Origin of the sequence: Photorhabdus sp. P32 (assembly GCF_038085095.1) — a bacterium.
GTDB lineage: Bacteria > Pseudomonadota > Gammaproteobacteria > Enterobacterales > Enterobacteriaceae > Photorhabdus > Photorhabdus luminescens.
This window is the reverse complement of record NZ_JAZGJN010000246.1, coordinates 1-22056: the sequence shown is the minus strand read 5'-3', so window position 1 is coordinate 22056 and position 22056 is coordinate 1. Positions and strand designations below refer to the sequence as shown.

Genomic DNA, 22056 nt, shown 5'->3' with positions numbered 1-22056 from the left:
CCTTTGAATATCAATTGCTTATTGCGTGATTGCGTTGGCAATAAAATAGAGAATGTCGTTATGTCTGGCATTGTTTTTTTAGGTGATATCAGACTATAGCTATTTTTCTCTAATATGTTACTTCCCTTCTTATTATTTATTCTGAACGGGAAACGGTATTTTTTAATAATTCTTTTGGAGGACCATCCTATGGATGATTTAACCCTGCGCTATTATGAGGCAGAAATGCGCTACTTACGTGAGGCGGGCAGAGAGTTTGCTAAGGCTCATCCTGACCGGGCGGCCGCGCTTAATCTGGATAAAATCGGTATGCGCGATCCTTTTGTGGAGCGTCTGTTTGAAGGCTTTGCCTTTATGATCGGGCGTCTGCGTGAGAAGCTGGATGATGATTTGCCGGAGTTTACGGAAGGGCTGGTCAGTTTGTTGTGGCCGCATTACCTACGCACGATTCCGTCCCTTTCCATTGTTGAATTGGGGATGGATTGGGCAAGATTGAAAAGTCCGGTACAGGTGAAAAAGGGCTTTGAGATCCTCTCGCAACCGATCGGCCCAAGCAAGACCCAATGTCGTTATACCACGACGCAGCCGGTTCAGTTGCTGCCTCTGGCGCTGACCGACGCTTCCTTGCAAGAGGAGCCGAATGGACGTTCTGTTATTCGATTGCGTTTTGGCTGTGGGACACTGGTGGACTGGAACCAAATTGATTTGAGCCGTTTACCGCTGTATCTCAGTGCCGACAGCCCGCTGGCCTGTGCGTTACATCGAGCGTTTACGCTGCAAACGCAACAACTTTACCTGCGTTTACCCGGTCAGCCGGATCGTCAGCCATTTGACGGCCGATTCTCACCAATGGGATTTGGGGAAGAGGAACGGTTATGGCCGAAAGGGGAAAGTTCGTTCAGTGGTTATCAACTGCTGCTGGAGTATTTCACCTTCCGTGAAAAGTTTATGTTTGTTGCGCTCTGCGGGTTGGAAAAGTTGACTCTCCCTGAGAGAACGCCGTGGTTTGAGCTGGATGTGGTTCTGCGTGAAAGTTGGCCCTTTGATTTGCCATTTTCTGCCGAGCATATCCGCTTGCACTGTACCCCGGTGATTAACCTGTTTCGGTTGGAATCCGATCCGCTGCAATTGTCGCCATTGCAAACTGAGTATTTGCTGTGTCCGGTCCGTATTCAGGACGGGCATACCGAGGTTTATTCCGTGGATGAGGTGTCCTCTTCGAAACGCGAGGGCCATCGGTATGTGCCGTTCGGTAGTTTCCGTCATAAAGGCGGCATGCTGCGCCATGATGCGCCGGAGTGCTACTACCATACCCGTGTGAAACGAGGGCCGTCAGGTTTGTGTGACACCTGGATTATTCTGGGTGGAGCGGATTTTGATGATGAAGAACTGTATCAAGAAGAGATTCTGTCACTCACGCTGACCGGCACTAATGGTCAACTGCCTCGTAGGGCATTGCAGGATTCGCTGTTGGATATCGCCGTTAATCCTCCACTAGCTGAATTTACGGTACGTAACCTGTGTGAACCGACATTACCCTGCTATCCGCCCAATCGGGACCGTTTTCACTGGCGAGTGCTCAGCCATCTTGGTTCTAATTTTCTTAGCATGATGGATAACCCGGAAGTGCTACGCGGGACGTTAGCCCTGTATGACTGGACCGATAATGAGATGAACTATCGCCGGCTGGAGGCGATTGTCGCAGTGAAGCATTCGCTGATTGAGCGATTTGAACAGGGATGTTTGCGGCGAGGCGTGCACATCGAAGTGACGCTGGATAGCAACGGCTTTGCAGGCACCGGTGATATCAGCTTGTTTGGTGAAATGCTCAGCCGCTTTTTTGCCTTGTATACCGATATTCATCTGTTTAACCGACTTACGCTGATTTTACAACCTACGGGGGAACGACTGTTATGGGAAGAACAACACTGTCAAAACATTCCCGGTTGATGGCAATGCTGGAATCGGACATTTCAACCCTCGATTTCTACCAATTCTGTCAGATTATTGAACTTGCAGTCCCTGATCGACCGCCAATGGGTAGTACGGAAAATCCGGCTGATGATGCGATACGTTTGCGGCCTCATCCCGGTTTGGGATTTCCCCCCAGTGAACTGAAAGCGATAGAAACTGACAATGAACATCCAGAGTATCCACCGACGGTCAGAACAACGTTTATGGGGTTGTATGGAGTGGATTCTTTGTTGCCGACCGCTTACCTGAATGATATCGCTCAGCAAAGGGAAGGGAATGAAACCATCGAAGCCTTTCTGGATATTTTTAACCACCGGATGTTCACCCAGTTTTACCGTATCTGGCGTAAATACTCCTATCCGGCAACGTTTGCTACCGGAGGAACCGATAGAACGTCCCAATGTCTGCTCGGGCTGATTGGTTTAGGGATACCGGGTAGTCAGCAACATATTGCTACGCCGATGTCCCGTTTTTTGGCGCTGCTCAGCGTTATGCGCCTGCCAACGCGAACCGCTGAAGGCGTATCGGCGCTGGTGGCATTGTTGGCGCCGCAAACCCGGATCGTGGTGACGCCTTCTTGCCCACGGCAGATCCATCTAATGCAACCGGCGAATCTTTCAGATACTCACCGAATCTCCCTCTCGCAGCGTACCGTGCTAGGCAGAATGGGCATTGATATCAATAGTCAGTTATTGCTGGCGCTATATACCGAATGCCCGAATGAAGCGCGGGGTTGGTTGCCGGGCGGGCAGTTGCATGCCGATTTTTTGGTGTTATTGCGGGTTTATCTGGGCTGGCGATACCAAGCCAGATTGCAACTGACTCTGCCGACCCGAATATTACCGCCGCCGATACTGGGTGGTCAGCCTGTTCAGTTAGGGCTGACGGGGGTATTAGGTTTAAAAGTTGAAGATCGTCAGGCGGCACTGCCTGACAAGATTACGGTGAATTTGGGGGATTATCAGGGGATACCGCCAGACAGTAATCAAGACAAAGGAGGAGATTATGTTAACTATCCCTTTTTATAAAATTGTGCCGACGATAGCGGCGATAACGTTACTGCTGACAGGCTGTGGTTTGACTCAGACCGTGACTGATGGCACGGCAGCGGCCGCCCGATCCCTTTTTCATAAGCAGGTGAAAATGTTGCATCTGGATTTTATTCCACGGGCGGCGGTCAATACTGACGCGGGAGAAAGTGTTGCGCTGTCCGTCCCGGCATTGGTTCGGGTTTATCAGTTACGGGATAACAAAGCCATAGAAAAGGCGGATTATGCGGATTTGTTGGATAACGGCGACCGGATGCTGAGCGCTGATTATCTGGCGAGTCAGGAGGTGGTGGTGAAACCGGGTGGTCATGCTTCTCTTGATATACCGATGGCGGCGCAGGCGAAATATGTCGCGGTGGTGGGGCTGTTCAGAAACCCCGATTTAGCCAAGGGGACTTGGCGTCGGATCATAAAACGCAATGAGTTGTTACCGGATGGGCCTCGTATTATCGAGCTCAATGCCAGCGGCTTGACCTTGTTGTCTGAAAAGGAGTGAGTAAATGAAAAAACCTTCTCTGTATGAAAATCTTTTCGGTAATTTTAACTGCGGTTTGGAGTTGCATCAGGTGAGTGAAGAAGATCAGGTAATTTTGTCGGTATTAGACAATATGCAACGTATCCTTAATAGCCGTGCTGGTTCGCTCACCCATCTGCCCGATTATGGTCTGCCTGATCTTGACACCATTCTGCGAGGGTTGCCTGCGTCGTCACAGCGCTTGGTCTCGACGATTGAGCACACGTTGTTGACCTATGAACCGCGTTTGAAACGAGTTGATGTGACGTTATTGTCGGAGCTTGCGCCGGGGCATCTGCGTTATGACATCAGCGCTGAACTCAAAGGTATTGGGCTGGTGCGTTTTAGTACCGAGTTTGTGCCGGAAGGGAATGTGTTGGTCCGCCATTTACGTCAGCAAGGGTATATCGATTAAGTTCTGTTTATGTCTGTCTTGTTAAATCCACTCTTGACCTTTATTGCTGTTGCGCTAATTGACAGGGCAGTCAAGGATGGTGTGGTTTTCTCGGAATGATGCTCGTAAATTAATTCTTGTTTTAATCAATGGATTTATCTTTGTTTAGCCAAAAGCGCACAATGCCTGATGTTATTCTTTATTTTAAGAGTTTATCCTCGTATTGGAATTGAAAATCAGAAACTCATATTGATATTAAAGGAAAATGAATTTTTTCCTTCTTTGAGGGTTTTTTTGGTGTTATTTTCGTAATGCTTAAGTGAATAAAATCTTAAATGAGAAGAAAAGACGGCAGAATTGTGTTAATTCGTTTTTCCATAATAACATTGATAATGCTATATCAGCGGCAGCCTTAACTTATTAATAAGGCTGCCGTTATTTCTTCTGGTATGTCCAGATTGAATTTTATTGTCAGAAGCAGAACAGTGTAAGAATTAAATTGCTAGGACAATAAGAATTTCTCTGGTACATAATGATGGAAATTATTTGCTAAACAGTATTCTTCCAGTTGTTGGCTGGAGTGAATACCTATCTTGCCATATATCCGAGCCATATAAGTTTCAACGGTATGGTAAGCAATATTTAATTTCTGTCCAATCTGTTTCCTGGTATATTTTTGTAAAAAGAAAAAAATGATATCCCATTCACGCGGCGTAAAAATATCGCTTGGTGGTTGGAGTATAATTGATGCTGGTAATGTTTTGTAATATAGATGTAGATTGGCTAATGAGTAGTCTTTGGCTTCCCATGCATGAAGAAAGATGCCGGTACATTCGTTTTCATCATTATAGAGTGGATATTTTTCCGAGAAATAAGATGATGGAAATGTATCCTTCCCATATGTATGTGTTTCAAGTGAACATATCCTTTGCCCTTGTTTCATAACACTTTTATCGTGAATAACGAAATCTTTTGCAAATTCAGCCCCATTCCAGGGGAGTTCATTATCATATTTCCCCTCATAATCAAATAAATCTGGGAGATCCTGGATTTGTCTAAATGCCAGATTACCAAAAATCCAACATGAGTCTTTGTCTTTGATTGCCCAAGGTTCATTACTTTGCTGCATGGTGTTAATGACTTGGGATGAAATAGTTAGCTTATTGATTTTTTCCATGGTGAGGTCCTATTGTGCAGTTAATGATTTAAATTTACAATTCCCTGCTGCCAATAGTAAGAAATCTTTCAGGAATATAAAGATGACAGTTATTTTTCTTACAGAAATCTGATAATTCTATCTGTGGTGATAAATTAAATTTCTGGTAAATTGACTGAATATGGTTAACGATATCTTCACAGAGGAGAAATTTATCACAAATATAAGTTTGTTTAACCTTATGTTCGCTAAACTTATGCGTTTCCAGTGAAGTGACGCGTTGCATAGTTTGAATGGCTTTTTGATCTTGACGGTCTAATTCTTCTGCATGTTCGCCAATAGGTGAGGGTAATTCACCCATAGATAGCTCTATAATATCGAAATCTTCAGGAAGGTTGAGCGGTTGATAGAAAGCAGGGTTAGTGTAAATAAATCTTGATTGGCGATCTCTGGCTTCCCAAGGCTCATTACTTTTATCCCACATTAGTGTTAATTGTGGCGTAATATGACTGGGTTTGTTTCTTATATTTAACATAATAACTCCTAAATTCCTATTTAGATTATTATCTGAATGATTGCTTTTCCGATTATGTCTTAAGTGGACTGCTATATAATAGAATATAATACTTTTCTCGTCAAAAAGCGTATGTTTATTAATTGATTTTTTACTATTTAATAATGAAACTTTAAACATGAAATAATATAACTATATATACTATTTTAGATGAAAATTATTTGAGGAATTTGCCGAAAAAATAGTTGGAATCCGTTGCTGTGCTTGCTGTTGAGCCTGATGTCGGGTGTTTTTTAGTTGGAAATCATCAATCATTAATGGTAAATAAATGCAGATTATACTTGCAATTATCAGCACCCTTATTGTTGTCAATTAATGAATAATTATTTTTCCTAATGCTTAATAGCTGTTCTGTTAAATTATTTTATTTACTCTTCTTGGTAATAAAGAATAAATCTGAACAGTATCGTGAAAAAAATAATGGTTTTTGAACACATTTTTTGATGTGGCTTGAAGATTAAACTAAGTAAATTACGTCTGTTGTGTTAAGTATATGTTCTTAGTTTTACATATTGTTTGCATTTATTACCCTTTTAAAATAAAAGTTGGAAATGGTGACTTTTATTGGGATTAAGTAGTAAATACTTAATTAATGGCGCAAACGTAAGTTTGGTTTTAATCTTTCCATAATAAAATAATTTTTTATCATTATAAATAAATTTTATTACTTAATTGCTATAAGTAATAAATGAAGAACTATTTTTACGCCCCATGGTTTATGACTTATTCCCATTGTGTTAATAATTTGAGGTGATATTTTATAGTTCTTCTTCATAAAAACTCTGTTGTTATTTAGGAGTCAAGGAAACATTTTGCTTTCTGGATGCACAAATCTTTCTGGTACATAGAGATCATAGTCATTTGTGCGGCAATATTCTTCCAGTTGTTTGCTAGAATGAACACCAACTCTTTTATATATTCGTGAAAGATGGGTTTCAATAGTACGATAGGAAATATTTAACATTTTACCCATCTGCTTACTAGTATATTTATGTAACAGAAGAAAAATAACATCCCATTCTCGTTGCGTAAATATATCGGTCGGTGGTTGGAACATAATAGATGCCGGTAGTTTTCCATGAAACAGACGGGTGAATGAGAAATCCTGAGCTTTCCATGCATGGTGAATGGTGCCGATACATTCGTTTTTATCATTATAGAGTGGATATTTTTCTTGGAAATAAGATGAAAGAAATTTATCTTTCCCGAAGATATGTGTTTCAAGTGAACAGACTCTTGCTTCTTTCTCCATTACCTTTTGATCATGAATGACGAATTCTTTTGCAAACCCCGCTCCATCCCAAGGAATTTCATCATCATATTGTCCTTCATAATCAAATGAATTTGAAATATTGTGAAGATGCTTAAGTGCTAGATTGCCGTAAATAAAACATGAATTTTTATCTTTGATTCCCCAAGGTTCATTACTTTGCTGCAAAGTATTAATGATTTGAGATGAAATAGTTAGCTTATTAATTTTGTTCATAATGAAACCCTATTGTATAATTAATTATCAGTAATTTAAATTTATAATTCCTTGCTGCCAATGGTAAGAAACCTTTCAGGAATATAAAGGTGATAGTTATTTTTCTTACAGAAATCTGCTAATTCTGTCTCTGGTGGTAAATTAAATTTCTGGTAAATTGACTGAATGTGATTAACGACATCTTCTGTGCTGATCATTAATTCTTTACTGATGCTCTCTTCATCTTGTGAGCGTAGGGTTAGAAAAAGCACTTCCCACTCGGTTTGCGTCAATATATTATTAGGCGGCATAAATTCCAGGGTTGATGGCGATGTTCTCTCATAATAGTAAGAAACAGAAAAATCTTTAGCCTTATACATATGAAAGAAGATCCCAATGCAATCATTATTCTCATCAAAAAGGGGAAATTTATCGCAAATATAGGTCTGTTTAACGTTATGTGCGCCAAACTGATGCGTTTCCAGTGAAGTAACGCGTTGCATAGTTTGGATGGCTTTTTGATCCTGACGATGGAGCTCTTCGGCATATTCAGCAATAGGTGAGGGTAATTCACCCATAGAAAGCCCTATAATATCGAAATCTTCAGGAAGGTTGAGCAGTTGATAGAAAGCAGAGTTAGCATAAATAAATCGTGACTGGTGATCTCTGGCACCCCAAGGTTCATTGCTTTTATCCCACATCATGGTTAATTGTGGCGTAATAAGAGCGGGTTTGTTTCTTATATTTGACATAGTAACTCCTAAATTCTTATTTAAATTGTTATCTGAATGGTTGCTTTTTCGATTATGTGTTAAGTGGACTGCTATATAATAGAATATAATACTTTTCTCGTCAAAAAGCGTATGTTTATTAATTGAATTTTTACTATTTTACAATGAAACTTTAAATGACAAGAAATATAACTATATATACTATTTTATGTGTGAATTATTTGAGTATTTATTAAAAGAGTCGTTGGAAGCTGTTGCTGCGCTCGCTGTTGTGCCTGATATCAGCCACTTTTTAGCTGGAAAGCATCCATCATTAATAGTAAATAAGTGCAGATTATATCCAAAATTATTAGCATCCTGGTTGTTGTCAATGGATAAATAGTTATTTGTCCTAATGCTTAATAGCTGTTTTGTTAAGCTATTTCATTTACTTTTTTTGTAATAAAGAACAAATATGGATAGTAGTATGAAAGAAACGATAGTTTTTGGACACGTTTTTGATGTGGCTTGAAGATTGAGCTAAGCAAATTACACCTGTTGTGTTAAGTATATACTCTTAGTTTTTCTTATTATTTGTGATCACTATCCCTTTTAAAAGGATAGCTGGCAATAGTTACACTCATTGGGATTAAGTAGTACATACTTAATGAATGACGCTAACATAAATTTGGTTTTTTCTATTTCAGTGATTTCCAAGTTATTTTTATTGACCGCAAATAGGTTTAAGTTAACATTTCCATCATCTTAGCCTGGGTAATAATTAACCTTGGCTATATCAATCCTCACCTGGCGTGCTGTCCCTCATTATAGTTAGTGATGTTGTATTTATTGGTTTAATTCAGCTAATAATTTTATTTATGAAAAACTTTTTAATAATTTTAATAAAAAAATAAGCTAATCTGTAATTTAATCTTATTCTTTACTATCTTATTTGTATTGTTAACATCAGTGTGGGGATATAGGGCAATATGTGGGGGGTAAACAGACTTTCTCGTGTATTAATATTGATTTTGAGTTTTTGCTCTATATTATTTTATTCTTCTGACAGTATTTGTATATATAGGATCATTATGTCTATGAGCTTGTATTTTTTATTTCACGATATATTTTGCAATCTTGGTGAATAAATTTCTTGTTGAGGCGAAAATATGTTTAAAAAATTCGAATAATCATCTCTGATATCAGTTATAAAAAATTCTTATTATTTCATTGATTAGAAAGTAAATAATCAAATGAATAATAACTTAATAGAGTTAGAGTAATCTGCCTATACCCTATGGATTTCAAGATGCATCGCGACGGCAAGGGAGCGAATCCCCGGGAGCATAGATAACTATGTGACCGGGGTGAGTGAGTGCAGCCAACAAAGAGGCAGCTTGAAAGATAACAGGTATAAATTAGAGAAAATGATATAAATAATACCTAATTGATGGCTGTCATTATATTTTCTTCCGTGGGTAGAACGGTGGATTTGCTTTGCCCACGGAAAACTAGACTCTCAAAACCGCTGCTGTATCTGTCAGATGCAGTGGTTTTCTATTTAACCACAGCTAAATTAAGGGATTATTTATGGGTAAATCATCAAACCGTAGTACAGAATATTTCTTTACTGGGAAATACTACGATGATGATGATGGTAATAATATTGTTGCCATCGGCGTAGGAGGGGTTATTTATGCTAAAGGTGGAGATGATCGTATTACCCTTGGGTCGATTGGGGCGACGGTCTATGCTGATTCTGGTAATAAAGTTGTTAATGGCGGTGCCGGTTATTTAAAAATAGTGGATAAGGAAGGTAATCTGTCAGTACATGGCGCTACGGGTTATTCGGGTGTTGATAAGAGTGGTAATGGTGATATTTCATTTGCTGGCGCGGCGGGAGGGGTTGCTATCGATCACCGGGGGAGCCGCGGTAATCTCAATTTCTCTGGGGCGGCTGCTTATAATGGCCTGAGTCGTAAAGGGCAATCCGGTAAAGTGACTTTTGACGGTGTCGGAGGTTATAACGAATTATGGCATGAAACCAATCAGGGCGATTTAAATTTTTCCGGCGCGGGCGCTGGAAATAAAATTGATCGTACCTGGCATGATCACTATGAAAAAAGCCACGGCGATGTGAAATTTGAAGGTGGGGGAGCGGCAAATAGTATTAGTTCGAGGGTTGAAAGCGGTAATATTAATTTCACCGGTGCCGGGGTTGATAATCACATTATACGTAAGGGTAAAGAAGGCAATATTATTTTGCATGGAGCAGGGGCATCAAACCGTATTGAACGCTTGCGCCAAAGTCAAGATCAATATGGACAGACCCACGGTAATATCGAATTTGACGGGGCAGGAGGATATAACCGGCTTTATTCTGATGTCGCACATGGTGATATTACTTTCGATGGCGCCGGCGCTTACAATGAAATAGCAAGAATTGGTGTAGATAGCGGTTCTCGTGATGACGCTTTGGAATACGCTAAAGCGGAAGAGATCGTATTAACAACGGCGACTATGGGAGGAAAGTGGCTCCAACAATCTCAACACCAACAAGTGATGGGGATTAAATCAACTGTTGAGCCTAACACTTATCTGTTTGCGTTTGCCGATGAAATGTACACTAAGCTTGTTAAGGTCCAACTTCAAAATGATCCTGAAACCGGTAAGCTCGGTTATTACGCCACTTCTTGGTACAAAGATGGCAATCATCTTAATAATCTTGCTACGCAGAATATCTCTGCAAATAATGGATTTTTCGATATACGTTTCAATGGGGGCTACCGCCTCTTTAATCTAATTTTTGAACATCATCAACCCGTTACTATTCAGCATACTGTTGAAGAAGATTTGCAGGAAAACCAGTGGGTGACTTATGCCGGTGGAACCAATGCCAGAGCAGGAGATGTCACGTTGGTTGATGCCAAAATGCATGGGAATGCAATTCATTCCGGTGGTTTGGTATTGGATGTTTCAGCGGTGAAATCGAACCGTCAACCGAACACTTATATTTATGCCAAGTATGTTGAGTCATATACCAAAGTGGTGATGGTTGAGTTGAGAAATGAGCCTAAAACAGGTGCGCTGCAATATTATGCCAGTGCGTGGTACAAAGCGGGCGATCATACTAACAATTTGGCTGCGGAAGATTTTTCCCCAAAAAATGGTTATCGCTCGATGGATATAGGTGGATACTCGCTAACCCATCTGCAATACAAAGTGAATTCAGTATGCCGTGTTTCTGAGCATTTATCACATACCGAAGAGTACAGTCATCAGGAATTGGTGAAATCATCCGCGGATACAGGTGACAGCACCGGTGACATTAATTTCAAGGGCATGGGGGGCGGTAATGTCATTACTTCCAGTGTCACAAGCGGCGATGTCAATTTTGACGGTGCCGGTGCCGCTAATGTCATCGTGAAAAGGGGTAAAGAGGGCAATCTGACATTCCGTGGCGCAGGTCTGGCAAATGTGCTGGTTCATCAAAGTCAGCATGGGGAAATGGATGTTTACGCTGGCGGTGCGGCAAACGTTCTGGTTCGTATCGGTGACGGACGGTATCTGGCTCATCTTTTGGCGATGGGTAATATCTCGATCCATCAAGGTAACGGCAATAGCCGGGTTATCATGCTTGGGGGGTATAACACTCATAGCCAAATAGGGAATGGCAATGCAAATTGGTTAGGTGCAGGCGGTTTTAACGTGATGACCCAAACCGGTGAGGGAAAACTCTCCTCAGTACAGGTGGGCGGCGCCAATGTGCTGACTAAGCTTGGTGCTGGTGATTTGGTTGCCGGTATGCTTGGTGGGGCTAACATTATCACCCATCTCAATGATGATAAAAAATCAGATATCACAGCGGTTGCGTTAGGCGGCGCCAATATTCTGACGAAAAAAGGCCGAGGTAGCGCTATTGCGCTGATGGGCGGCGGCGCCAATGTGTTTACCCACATAGGTAACGGGAGTACGACAGGTGTGATGTTAGGCGGCGCTAATATCTTGACCAAAGTCGGAAACGATGACACCACGGGTATTATGCTTGGCATAGGTAATGTGCTGACTCATGTCGGTAGCGGTCAGACTCTGGGGGTCATGGGAGCCGCAGGCAATATCTTTACCAAAGTGGGTAATGGAACTGCAATTGCGGCCATGATTGGCGGCGGCAATATCTTTACCCATGTAGGTAACGGTGATGCATGGGGATTGATGGGGGGCTTGGGGAATGTGTTTACCAATGTGGGGGATGGTAAGGCGCTGGCATTGATGATAGCTGCCGGCAATGTGTTTACTCATATTGGTGATGAAATGAGTGTTGCCTTGATGTTGGCTAAAGGCAATATTGCAACCAAAGTGGGTAACGGCATGACGCTGGCGGCAATGATCGGTGAGGCCAATGTGATGACCCATGTAGGGAATGGCTCAACTTTTGCCGCGATGATTGGGCAGGGCAATATCCTGACGAAAGCGGGCAATGATTTGGCGCTCGGTTTGATGGTTGGCGAGGCTAATATCTATTCGCATGTAGGGAATGGCGCCAGTATTGGCTTGTTTGCCGGTGAGCTGAATGTGATGACCCGGGTAGGTGATGGTACAACATTGGCGGCAATGTTTGGTCGGGCCAATATCATGACTCATTCCGGCAATGGCTTAACCGGTGTGTTAGCGTTAGGAGAAGCGAATATTGTCACCAAAGTGGGTGATGATTTTATGGGAGTGGTTGCGGCGGCGGAAGCCAATGTCATCACTCATAAGGGATCATCAACCACTGCTGGCGTGCTATTCGGTAAGGGCAATATTCTAACGAAAGTGGGTAACGGGACAACAATCGGTTTACTTATTTCCGATGTGGGTAACATCATGACCCATGTCGGTAATGGTACGACGGTGGGTTTCGCCAAAGGTAAAGCGAATATCATTACCAAAGTGGGGAGCGGTATCGGCGTTAATGCTGTTTGGGGAGATGCGAATATCCTGACTCAGGTTGGTGATGGTAATCGTTATAATTTTGCCAAAGGTAAAGCGAACATCATTACCAAAGTGGGTAATGAGCAGGAAATCACGGTGGTTCAGGGGGATGCCAATATTATCGCCCATGTGGGGCAAGGTGATGATTATACCGGCGCTTGGGGCAAAGCTAATGTAATTACCAAGGTCGGTGATGGGCGTAATGTCGTGCTTGCCAAAGCTGATGCCAACATTGTGACTCAGGTGGGTAACGGCGACAGCTTTAATGCCTTGTGGAGTAAAGGGAATATTGTCACCAAAGTAGGTGATGGTGTGCAGATTACTGCGGCAAAAGGCAAAGCCAATATTACGACTTCGGTAGGGAATGGTTTAAGTATCACTGCGACGCATGGCGATTTTAATATCAATACCAAAGTGGGTGATGGAGTTTCCGTTAACGCAGCGTGGGGTGAATATAACGTTAATACTAAAGTCGGGCATGGTCTCAATGTTGCGATCATGAAAGGTAAAGGCAATGCCAATATTCATATTGGTGATGGTTTGGGGATTAACGTCTCTTATGCGCGTAATAATGTCGCGATTAAGGTGGGTAACGGCGATTTCTACACTTTTTCTATTGCGGAAAGCAATACGCAAAGTAATAACCTTCCTTTTCTGTTTAAAAGTATTAAACGAACTGTGTTAAGTGTGGAAGGTAGTCAGGCAATTAGCTATCTGATTCACGGTAATGAGGCGAATAGTTCTGGTACGTATAGAGGCCGAGGAGCGATTCATTTAACTGAAGTTTCTGCCATTGATGGTTTCCATATGAATGCCATTGATGAAGTTGGTTCGGATCTGCGTGATAAATTAAGCGGTACGGTAACTCAAGTGGAAATCCCTGATACTGAGGCTATCCAGAATGCCTTGCATATTGGAGACAAGGTTGATTCGACTCAGAATGAATCATCATCACAAGCTGATGCGGTGATTAAACATGCAAAACAGGACAGCGCTGAGCAAAATGCGTTAAGTGATAAAGAGAAAGCGGAAGAAAATCGTCGGATTCTGGAACAAGAACGAGAAAACCAACTTAAAATAATTTCAAAATCACAATTCCAATTGGAATCAACAGATCAAAATGCGTTGAATACCAATGGGCAATTACAGCGTGATGCAATAAGTGGAGAAGAGCGGGCAGTAACGAAAGAATTGTTCTCGATGACTCAACGTTTGAATGCGCTTAATGGCTATGCCAATTACACGGGTCAATCGGGTGATAAGTGGCGTGACCGGTTTGCTATGGGATATTTGGGCCGTACTCAGGAGAAATTAGATGACACCAAATTTATTTCACAGAAAAAATTAGCTGATTTACAGCCGCTCCTTATTGATAACCAACAACAAGTAAAAAATGCAATTGGCAAATCAGCAGCCGGTTTAGAGCAAAGTTATCAGCATATAAAGAACGCAGACGACAATATTGAGGACGAGCGTACAAAAGCGAAATCAAGACAGAAAGAAGCAGATTTACAACGTCTGCGGGCAGCAAAAGCGGAAAGCGACGCCTATGCTGTGTATGAAGAAGCGAAACAACGCGGTGAACATGATAGCTCGGTAGCGAAAAATAAAGCCGCTCAGGTACAGCTTGATGCTAAAAGAGCGAAACAGGCTGATGATGCAAAGCCGGATCGTAGCGGAGCGACCGGCAGTGGTTTGTCTGGGAAGGCTTATACACCAATCGACGTAGTGAAACCGAAAAGTCATATCAATCCAGAAGCCAAAACGGAAGCTAATGGCTGGAACAGTGAAGATCTGACATTAACAGCCGCAGATTTGATGGCATTGAATAATGCTCAACAAGCGATTAATCGACTACAGATTAACAGGGATATTCATGCGGAACATGTCGGTGCTTCGATTATTTCCTCTCTTACTGGAACGTCATCCGATAGAGTTGTGGAGCCTATCTCAAATCAACCCAGAAAGTTAATCACAAAAGCACCTGTAATTTCGGGTATCAATTTGCAAGGGTTAGGGCAAGTTGTTGGTGGAGATAGCTTTAAATCTCATTCTTCCATCCTGAGAGAATTTGAGCCTTTCTTGCTGAGTCAGGGTAACAAACAGTTTATTGATTCGACGAAAAGATATCTTGGTCAGATAAATACTGATCGGCCCAGCAAGGCGCTGGCGGCAGTACGTGAGGCTTTCAGCAATGCGGTTGAACAACCTGATGAGCAGCATGTGTTGCAGCTTGAGCAAGCGCTTGCTCATTGGCAACAGCATGATCCGAATGAATTTGCTAAGCGTGGCGGATTAGTCAAAAGCCTGCGTTTTGAGATGGGGGAATTGGTTGCCTATCTTCAAGCAAAAAGAGCTGAATCAGCCGGGATTTTAGGGGTTAGCTTATCGCCTGACCATGTTGCACAGTTTGACCAACAGGTATCCTTTGATGGGTTCGGGCGTGTGGTCGGTCTGAAAAGTGATATCGGGCAAAGTGAAATTAATCGTCTTACTGATTTACAAATCAAGCCATTGACTCAGATTAACTCTGCTGCGGAACGGGAAGCGCCTAAAACTGAGAGTGAAAGCCTCATCGTTTTCGTTAGCCGATTGCAACAAGACGCTATTCCCGAAGGTGTGCCATTAGTTGAACGGGCCAAAAACCTTTGGCTTAGCGGACAAGTAACACGACAGGAAACCATTAAGCTATTTGAGGATGCGGTTACCCAATTGCAGACACATCCTGAATTACACAGGTTAGCTCAACGGTTACTGGCTGATGCTCGTAAGGAAAAGACGACGGGACAATATATTGACAACCTGTTTGGTCGCCATTTTGATTCTGAATTGGCCTATGAATTGGTGAAAACAGCGCCACAGAATGCCATGACCACTTCCAGGCAGATAGGACAATTTCTGGTAGAGAAATTTGAACGGTGGATAGGGGGTTTTTATCCTGATGTAACCGAGCGTGAGAAGATTATTGCTAAAAAAATGGCGGGGTTCGCCAAGGCCATAAATAAGGACTTTCGCCCTTGGTTTAGTCGGGTGCCTGAATTGACGACGTTTCTGGATGAACCGACTTTTGCCAATTTCAAAATCATGATGACTCAAGTTGATGATGGTTTTGCTGTGATTAAGGCGCCATTTCTGGCAGTAAAAATGGCAATTACCCCAGGAATGGGAATGGAACGTACAGAGTGGAAGGTTAAAGGGGATCGTTTCTATGAGGATGTTATTACTAAAGCCCGTTCGACCAGTAGTCAACTGACGAGCGGGGCTGATGTCACGTATGAAGTTGATATAACCGAAAAGCAGACTAACGATTATGGTACGGCATTGCCTTACCAACCTGCCAATAACAAGCATGATGACTTTTTATATGGCAGAAAGGTTGCCGCAGGACGGATCTTAGTTCCTGGATGGGAGACAGAATTTGAGCATAATACGCTAGCGCAAGGTCACGCTGTGGTGACGGGAGCCTCTGGCTCGACCAATATCATGGTTCATCTCAACAACTATATTGCTAGTGAACAGATCGCCAGTGAACAGCCTACTTTCTCGGCTAGACAGGGCTATCTCAACACGCTGGCGTTTCTGGTATTTGATGGCGGTCATTCCGTCAACGAAAGTCTGGCAGTTTATCAGGCATTACAGGTAACCGGTGATGAACAACGTAAACAGATACTGAACAGCTATACTGCTAATTATCGGGAGCTGGTGGATATTGCCGGTGAAGAAAGCAAAGTGTGGATAAATCAGGCGCTGGATAACGCTTTCCAGGAAACTGGGGAATTCTATCAGAAACATGCCAGGGTGAAGCATCAAAGTCGTCCAGCGGTGGAAGAATTAGACGAATTATCGGGTAAGAATAAGAGGCCAGAACCCAATATCATCGACGATACTCAGCAGGATAAGAAAGCGAGCAGGCAACTCGGTGATTGGCAAGTAGAGACGGTGACGCCACAAGCTGATGGCCGTGAAACTCGCTTTGATGGTCAGATTATTATCCAAATGGAAGATGATCCGATCGTCGCTAAAGCCGCGGCCAATCTGGCGGGTAAACACTCAGATTCTAGCGTAGTGGTTCAACTTAACTCTAAGGGCAAATATCGGGTGGTTTATGGCGATCTTGCCAGATTATCCGGTAAGTTACGTTGGCAGATTGTCGGTCATGGCCGTGATGCGTCGGAACAAAATAACGTTCGTCTGAGTGGTTATGCTGCGGATGAACTGGCGACCAGATTAACGCGGTTTTATCAGAAGATTAATCTGGGGGACCGTATAATTCATAAACCTGATCACATCAGTATTGTGGCTTGTTCTTTGATAAGTGATGACAAACGGGATGGCTTTGCTCGTCGATTTATCTCAGTGTTGGATAAACAAGGCATTCGCAGCGATGTTTCCGCTCGCAGTAGTGAAGTGGCTGTTGATGCCGGTGGACGCAAATTTACCCGTGATCAAAATAACCAATGGGTTAACAATCTGTCTGATAACAAAGTCGTATTAAGTTGGAATGATAAAAATGAGCTGATCACGCATACCGAACAGATTCGTCGTGGTATTGCTGAAAGTGATATCAACCTCTCCAGAGTAGGACATACCGAAGCTGATACCGTTATTAAAGGCGCGATTACCGGTCACAATGAAGTGTTAGTTCAACCAAAGAAACGTGAAAATACCATTCAGGTTGACCCTGACGATCAATCGAATAATCAACTCAGTTATTCCGGTAATATTCAGGTAAATGTGGGAGATGGAGAGTTTACTGCCCTCAATTGGGGAACCTCGAACGTCGGGATTAAAGTGGGTAGCGGTGGTTTTAAATCACTGGCCTTCGGTGATAACAATGTGATGGCGCACATCGGTAATGGCGACAGTAAACACAGCTTCGATATTGCAGGCTACCAAGCGCTTGAAGGGGCGCAAATGTTTATCGGTAATCGCAATGTCAGCTTTAATCAGGGCCGCAGTAATGATCTGATTGTGATGATGGATAAATCCATTCCAACGCCGCCGTTGGTTAATCCGTTTGATGGCGCTGCGCGTATTGCTCACGTATTGCAAGAGGTTGCCGGTTCCAGTGAGGATCAAGATTGGCTGGCGGCACAAGATCAGCAGTGGACCATCGCCGGCGCGAAGAGGTTTGTGGAAGATATGTCCGGTTTGGACCAAACCAGCAACGTGGACTACAACACATTGACTGATCTGGATTCGCAACATGAGCGTAGCAGCCGTGGTTTGAAGCATGATGCTGAATTGACATTGAACAAGAAATTTAATCAGTGGCTAGGCGAACATGGCACGGGCACGGATATGGGCAAGATAAGTCGTATAGAACAATTCCGTCAGGCCAATCAGAAACTGGCTTTCAACTTCGCGGTAGGTGGTCGAGGAGCGGATATCCAGGTGACAACCGGTAACTGGAACCTAATGTTCGGTGACCATATCCAGTCGATTCTGGATACCAATTTGGGGTCGCTATTTGGTCTGATGACGCAACAATATTCAGCAACGGGCATGGCGAAGACCACCTTTACCTATCATCCACAGGACTTGCCGCGTCAGCTTAAGAATAAGCTGGTTGGCCGATTAGCGAGTGTAAATGCGGATACCACCTTAGCGGATATTTTTGGCGTGAATTACACCGCAGAGGGGAAAATTATTTCCCGCACGGGCGAATCGGTTGATGGTGAGGCGATTCTGCAAGAGATGCTGGAAGTGATTGGGGAATTTAGCGGTGATCAACTACAAGCTTTCACCAATCCAGAAAAGTTACTTGATAGCTTGGAGGCGGGCATTGATATGGGCGAAGATGGCGTCAGATCATTTGCCGAGAGTCATGGTCTGAAAGAGAAAGCGCCCGATGAGAGTCAGGAATCAGGCGCTTCGGTGAGTATCAATGGAGAAAATGCTCAAACCAATAATAAGCCCAAGCCTGCATTTGGTTTTAATTCGCTTAACTTACCTAATCTGTTTGCAACGATGTTTAGCGAAGAGAAGCAACAAGAAATGAAATCGTTAGTGGCTAACTTGAAAGAAAATCTGACGACAGATCTGCTTAATATGGAAGAAAAAACGTTTGATTTCCTGCGTAACAGCGGCCATTTGCACGGTGATGGCGATATTCACGTATCGTTGGGGAATTACAACTTCAATTGGGGCGGTGACGGTAAAGATCTTGGCGCCTATCTGGGCGATAACAACAACTTCTGGGGTGGTCGCGGTGATGATGTCTATTACTCACTAGGAACTTCCAATATCTTTACCGGTGGTGAAGGCAATGATCTTGGCATCCTGATGGGACGTGAAAACTGGATGTTTGGCGGTGAGGGGGATGATACCGCGGTAGTGGCCGGGCGCATTAACCATGTCTTTATGGGGGAAGGTAATGACCAGACGTTTGTCTTCGGTGAAGGTGGTTTTATTGATGCCGGCAACGGGCAAGATTACGTCGTCACTTCTGGCAACTATAACCGGGTGGATACCGGGGAAGGTCAGGATTATGCAGTGATCATCGGCAATAATAATCAAGCCGAACTGGGTGGAGGCGATGACTTTGCCAGAGTATTTGGTAATGACAACCGGATCGATGGTTATGCCGGCAATGATACGATTAAGTTGATGGGCTACCATGCGGTGATTAATGGCGGCGAAGGTGATGATCATCTGATAGCCGCGGCGATTTCGAAGTTCAGCCAATTTGATGGTGGTGAAGGTCAGGATCTGCTGGTGTTGGGCGGGTATCAGAACCATTTCCGGGGCGGTGCAGGTGTGGATAGCTTTGTGGTCAGCGGAGAGGTGATTGATAACCGAGTGAGAGATATCAGCGCAGAAGATATGATCCTATTTAACTGTGTTGACTGGAGAAACTTGTGGTTCCAGCGCAGCGGGTATGATTTGGTGCTGTCAATGAATCGTCATACTCAGGACAACACCGCTCAGGGGAGATTTGAATCGGTAGGTTCGGTCACCTTTAATGATTACTTTAATGGCAATCGCGCCAAATTGGTGACTCGGATGAGTGATAAGAACGCGTCAGGGGAGCGTGAATTTACGTCACTGTCAGATAATGCGGTGGATTCTTTGATTCAGGCTATGAGTAGTTTTTCCCCGACAGTGGGTGATAATGGTTTTATTGAGAGTCTGGACAGTCAGGCGAAAACGGCTATCACAACGGCGTGGACCGATGTCACGATTGGTAAGGGGAAATTTGCTTAATTAATTCATTGTAATAAAGGTAAAAATGGCTCACAGAATAGTGGGCCATTTATTCAGGAATTATTTCTGAGTTTTATTTGTGATGTTTTATCATTGTTTTAATATTAAATTGATTTAATTACAACGTTTAATTGTTCTTACTATAGGACTATATTGTTTTTGTATGATCATATTAATGAATTAATTTACTGTTATTATGCCGATTTTGGTTATGCGTTAAAATAGGAATGCCAAAATAATATAAGTTTAAAATGTTATTTAATTACTGTTGTAAAAGTTAATCGTTAAAAGCTGAGTAATAACAAACTCTCATAAAATCTTGCCCCGGCTAATACAGAGGCAGATTTTGCTTAGTGTTGTCAATCTAGTGTCCAATCTTCCACTCTCAATCCATCAACCCTATTGAATTCCTTTGTGTTATTGGTAACAACTATCAATCCCTTACTTCTTGCATGCCCTGCAATATGCAGATCATTATCCCCGATCCGTTTTCCAATTTTTTCTAGTGACGCACGAATATTTCTATAGTGAAATGCGGCTTGTTCGTCATAATTTTGGAATCTTATTTATACCGAAGATCAACAGTGATCATACAGCAACATTTTGAGTTGAGTTGGTTGCTATACACTTTTTAGCCTAAAGATAAAGAATTTTTAAATCTTTAATTCTTTATATATCAGGAATATAGTTTTAACTCATTGACTTTATTAGAATTAACCTTTTCATGGTTGCGCATTTAGAGGTACATTATATGTGTAAATCGCCAGTTTGGTATTTCGAAAAAGTCTTGGAGGTTTCTATGTTTTGCGAAGAAAAAGTAGCCCAAATGGCTGCCTATTTGCTGCATAAGCGCGGCGGGCGCATGGCATATCTGAAGCTTATGAAGTTGCTTTATCTGGCAGATAGGGTATCTATGAATGACTATGGCTACCCTATCACTGGTGATCGAATGGTATCTATGCCTAGAGGGCCAGTTTTATCGCAAACCTTAAATTTAATTACTGGAGATTACGCCAGTGATGAATTTGGGTGGGGGGCATGGATGAAAAGTGAAGAGAATTATGAAATTTCACTCAAACGGAAAGGTGTAACAAGGGATGATTTTGCATCTCTTTCTGATGCTGAATTAAAGGTTCTGGATGCCATTTGGGAACAGTTCGGTCATATGAGCCGCTTTGAGATTGTCGAGTATACTCATAAACATTGTACTGAGTGGCAAGATCCAGGCGGCAGTTCTTATCCTATTTCACCAATTTCTGTTTTTATTGCTGTCGGTAAATCACCAGAAGTTGCTGAGAAATTGGCGCGAGAGTTAATAGAAAGGCAACAACTGGACTGTTTTCTTCAAGGATTGCGGTAATGCCGGGTGGGATTTTAAGGAAAGGAAGTTTACTTATCCCATCCGGGTATACAGATCACTTATATATTATCTGCTGTGATCCCGTTTTTTACCCTAAAAAAACTAAGACATGTTTTCTGGCTGTAAATATCAGCTCTTTGAAACCGGATATACCGTATGATCGAACATGTATATTGAATTGTGGCGATCATCCTTTTATTAGACATCCGAGTTTTGTTTTCTATGGTCGTGCTGATATTTTTGGTTCAGTAACAGTTGAGCAGCATATGGCTGCTGGTGATATTAAAATCCATGAACCATGTGGTGATTCTGTTTTTAATCGGATTCTTTCTGGGTTTGATATATCTCCGCATGTAACTTTAGAAATTCGAAATTTCTATAAAAAATATTGTATTAACTAAATTTCGTTTTAAATATTAAATTCAAGGCTGCACTTCGGTGTGGCCTTGTTTTATGGGTGGAATATGCCAAAAACAATCAAAGGTCAAAAAGGCGATGGCAGTAAGCAACGAACTTCCAATTGAGGCCCCGGATTCAATTCAATCAATATCTAGGACTAAGCTACTAATAGCTCTTAGTGAAGGTGAATTTGCTGGTGGGTTGGATGGTACCAATTGCAACAGTTGCCATATGTAGCGACATTGATAATTGCGCGTGCATGATTAGCTGTTACGCACTTGCAT

Annotated in this window: 11 protein-coding genes and 1 pseudogene; 7 read left to right on the top strand and 5 right to left on the bottom strand. The window is 42.5% G+C overall.

What is annotated here, in order from left to right; all coding sequences use genetic code 11:
- Window positions 1-189: 189 nt before the first annotated feature.
- From tssF to tssE, 4 genes are read left to right on the top strand one after another with little or no spacing between them, the layout of a single operon-like run.
- Complete coding sequence (tssF, locus tag V2H77_RS08850) at window positions 190-1950, top strand: type VI secretion system baseplate subunit TssF (protein ID WP_341498502.1); 1761 nt, start codon at window positions 190-192, stop codon at window positions 1948-1950.
- Complete coding sequence (gene tssG, locus V2H77_RS08845) at window positions 1914-3002, top strand: type VI secretion system baseplate subunit TssG (RefSeq protein ID WP_341498501.1); 1089 nt, start codon at window positions 1914-1916, stop codon at window positions 3000-3002. The genes tssF and tssG overlap by 37 nt, the downstream gene beginning before the upstream one ends.
- A complete protein-coding gene (gene tssJ / locus V2H77_RS08840; protein ID WP_341498500.1) occupies window positions 2980-3519 on the top strand; it encodes a type VI secretion system lipoprotein TssJ in 540 nt (179 codons plus the stop codon). Before tssG ends, tssJ begins: the two co-directional genes overlap by 23 nt.
- A 4-nt stretch (window positions 3520-3523) precedes the next feature.
- Window positions 3524-3952 carry a type VI secretion system baseplate subunit TssE gene (gene tssE, locus V2H77_RS08835; RefSeq protein WP_341498499.1) on the top strand — a complete coding sequence of 143 codons (429 nt, stop codon included), beginning with the start codon at window positions 3524-3526 and terminating at the stop codon, window positions 3950-3952.
- Window positions 3953-4433: 481 nt separating this feature from the next.
- Here the strand turns inward: tssE and V2H77_RS08830 are convergent, their stop codons facing one another.
- The 4 genes from V2H77_RS08830 to V2H77_RS08815 all read right to left on the bottom strand — a co-directional run bounded on the left by V2H77_RS08830 (window position 4434) and on the right by V2H77_RS08815 (window position 7878).
- The gene (locus tag V2H77_RS08830; RefSeq protein ID WP_341498498.1) at window positions 4434-5108 is read right to left on the bottom strand and encodes a LuxR C-terminal-related transcriptional regulator; all 675 of its coding nucleotides are present in this window, start codon (window positions 5106-5108) and stop codon (window positions 4434-4436) included.
- Between the two features lie 34 nt (window positions 5109-5142).
- Window positions 5143-5622: a PAS domain-containing protein gene (locus tag V2H77_RS08825; protein WP_341498497.1), complete on the bottom strand. Its 480-nt coding sequence runs from the start codon at window positions 5620-5622 to the stop codon at window positions 5143-5145.
- Between the two features lie 838 nt (window positions 5623-6460).
- The gene (locus tag V2H77_RS08820; protein WP_341498496.1) at window positions 6461-7147 is read right to left on the bottom strand and encodes a helix-turn-helix transcriptional regulator; all 687 of its coding nucleotides are present in this window, start codon (window positions 7145-7147) and stop codon (window positions 6461-6463) included.
- A 41-nt stretch (window positions 7148-7188) separates the two neighbouring features.
- Window positions 7189-7878: a PAS domain-containing protein gene (locus tag V2H77_RS08815; protein ID WP_341498495.1), complete on the bottom strand. Its 690-nt coding sequence runs from the start codon at window positions 7876-7878 to the stop codon at window positions 7189-7191.
- A 1548-nt stretch (window positions 7879-9426) separates the two neighbouring features.
- Here V2H77_RS08815 and rtxA point away from each other — a divergent pair.
- Entirely contained in the window at window positions 9427-20013 is a 10587-nt protein-coding gene (gene rtxA / locus V2H77_RS08810; RefSeq protein WP_341498494.1) for an MARTX multifunctional-autoprocessing repeats-in-toxin holotoxin RtxA, read from the top strand.
- A 359-nt stretch (window positions 20014-20372) separates the two neighbouring features.
- Here the strand turns inward: rtxA and V2H77_RS08805 are convergent.
- Window positions 20373-20567: pseudogene (locus tag V2H77_RS08805) on the bottom strand (PIN domain-containing protein); the annotation flags it as partial.
- Between the two features lie 245 nt (window positions 20568-20812).
- Between V2H77_RS08805 and V2H77_RS08800 the strand changes: the two are divergent.
- Together V2H77_RS08800 and V2H77_RS08795 are read left to right on the top strand one after the other, a co-directional pair.
- Window positions 20813-21373 carry a Panacea domain-containing protein gene (locus V2H77_RS08800; protein WP_139656058.1) on the top strand — a complete coding sequence of 187 codons (561 nt, stop codon included), beginning with the start codon at window positions 20813-20815 and terminating at the stop codon, window positions 21371-21373.
- Window positions 21373-21774 (top strand): hypothetical protein, encoded by a 402-nt coding sequence (locus V2H77_RS08795; RefSeq protein ID WP_139656059.1) that lies wholly within the window; start codon window positions 21373-21375, stop codon window positions 21772-21774. The genes V2H77_RS08800 and V2H77_RS08795 overlap by 1 nt, the downstream gene beginning before the upstream one ends.
- Window positions 21775-22056: the final 282 nt, after the last annotated feature.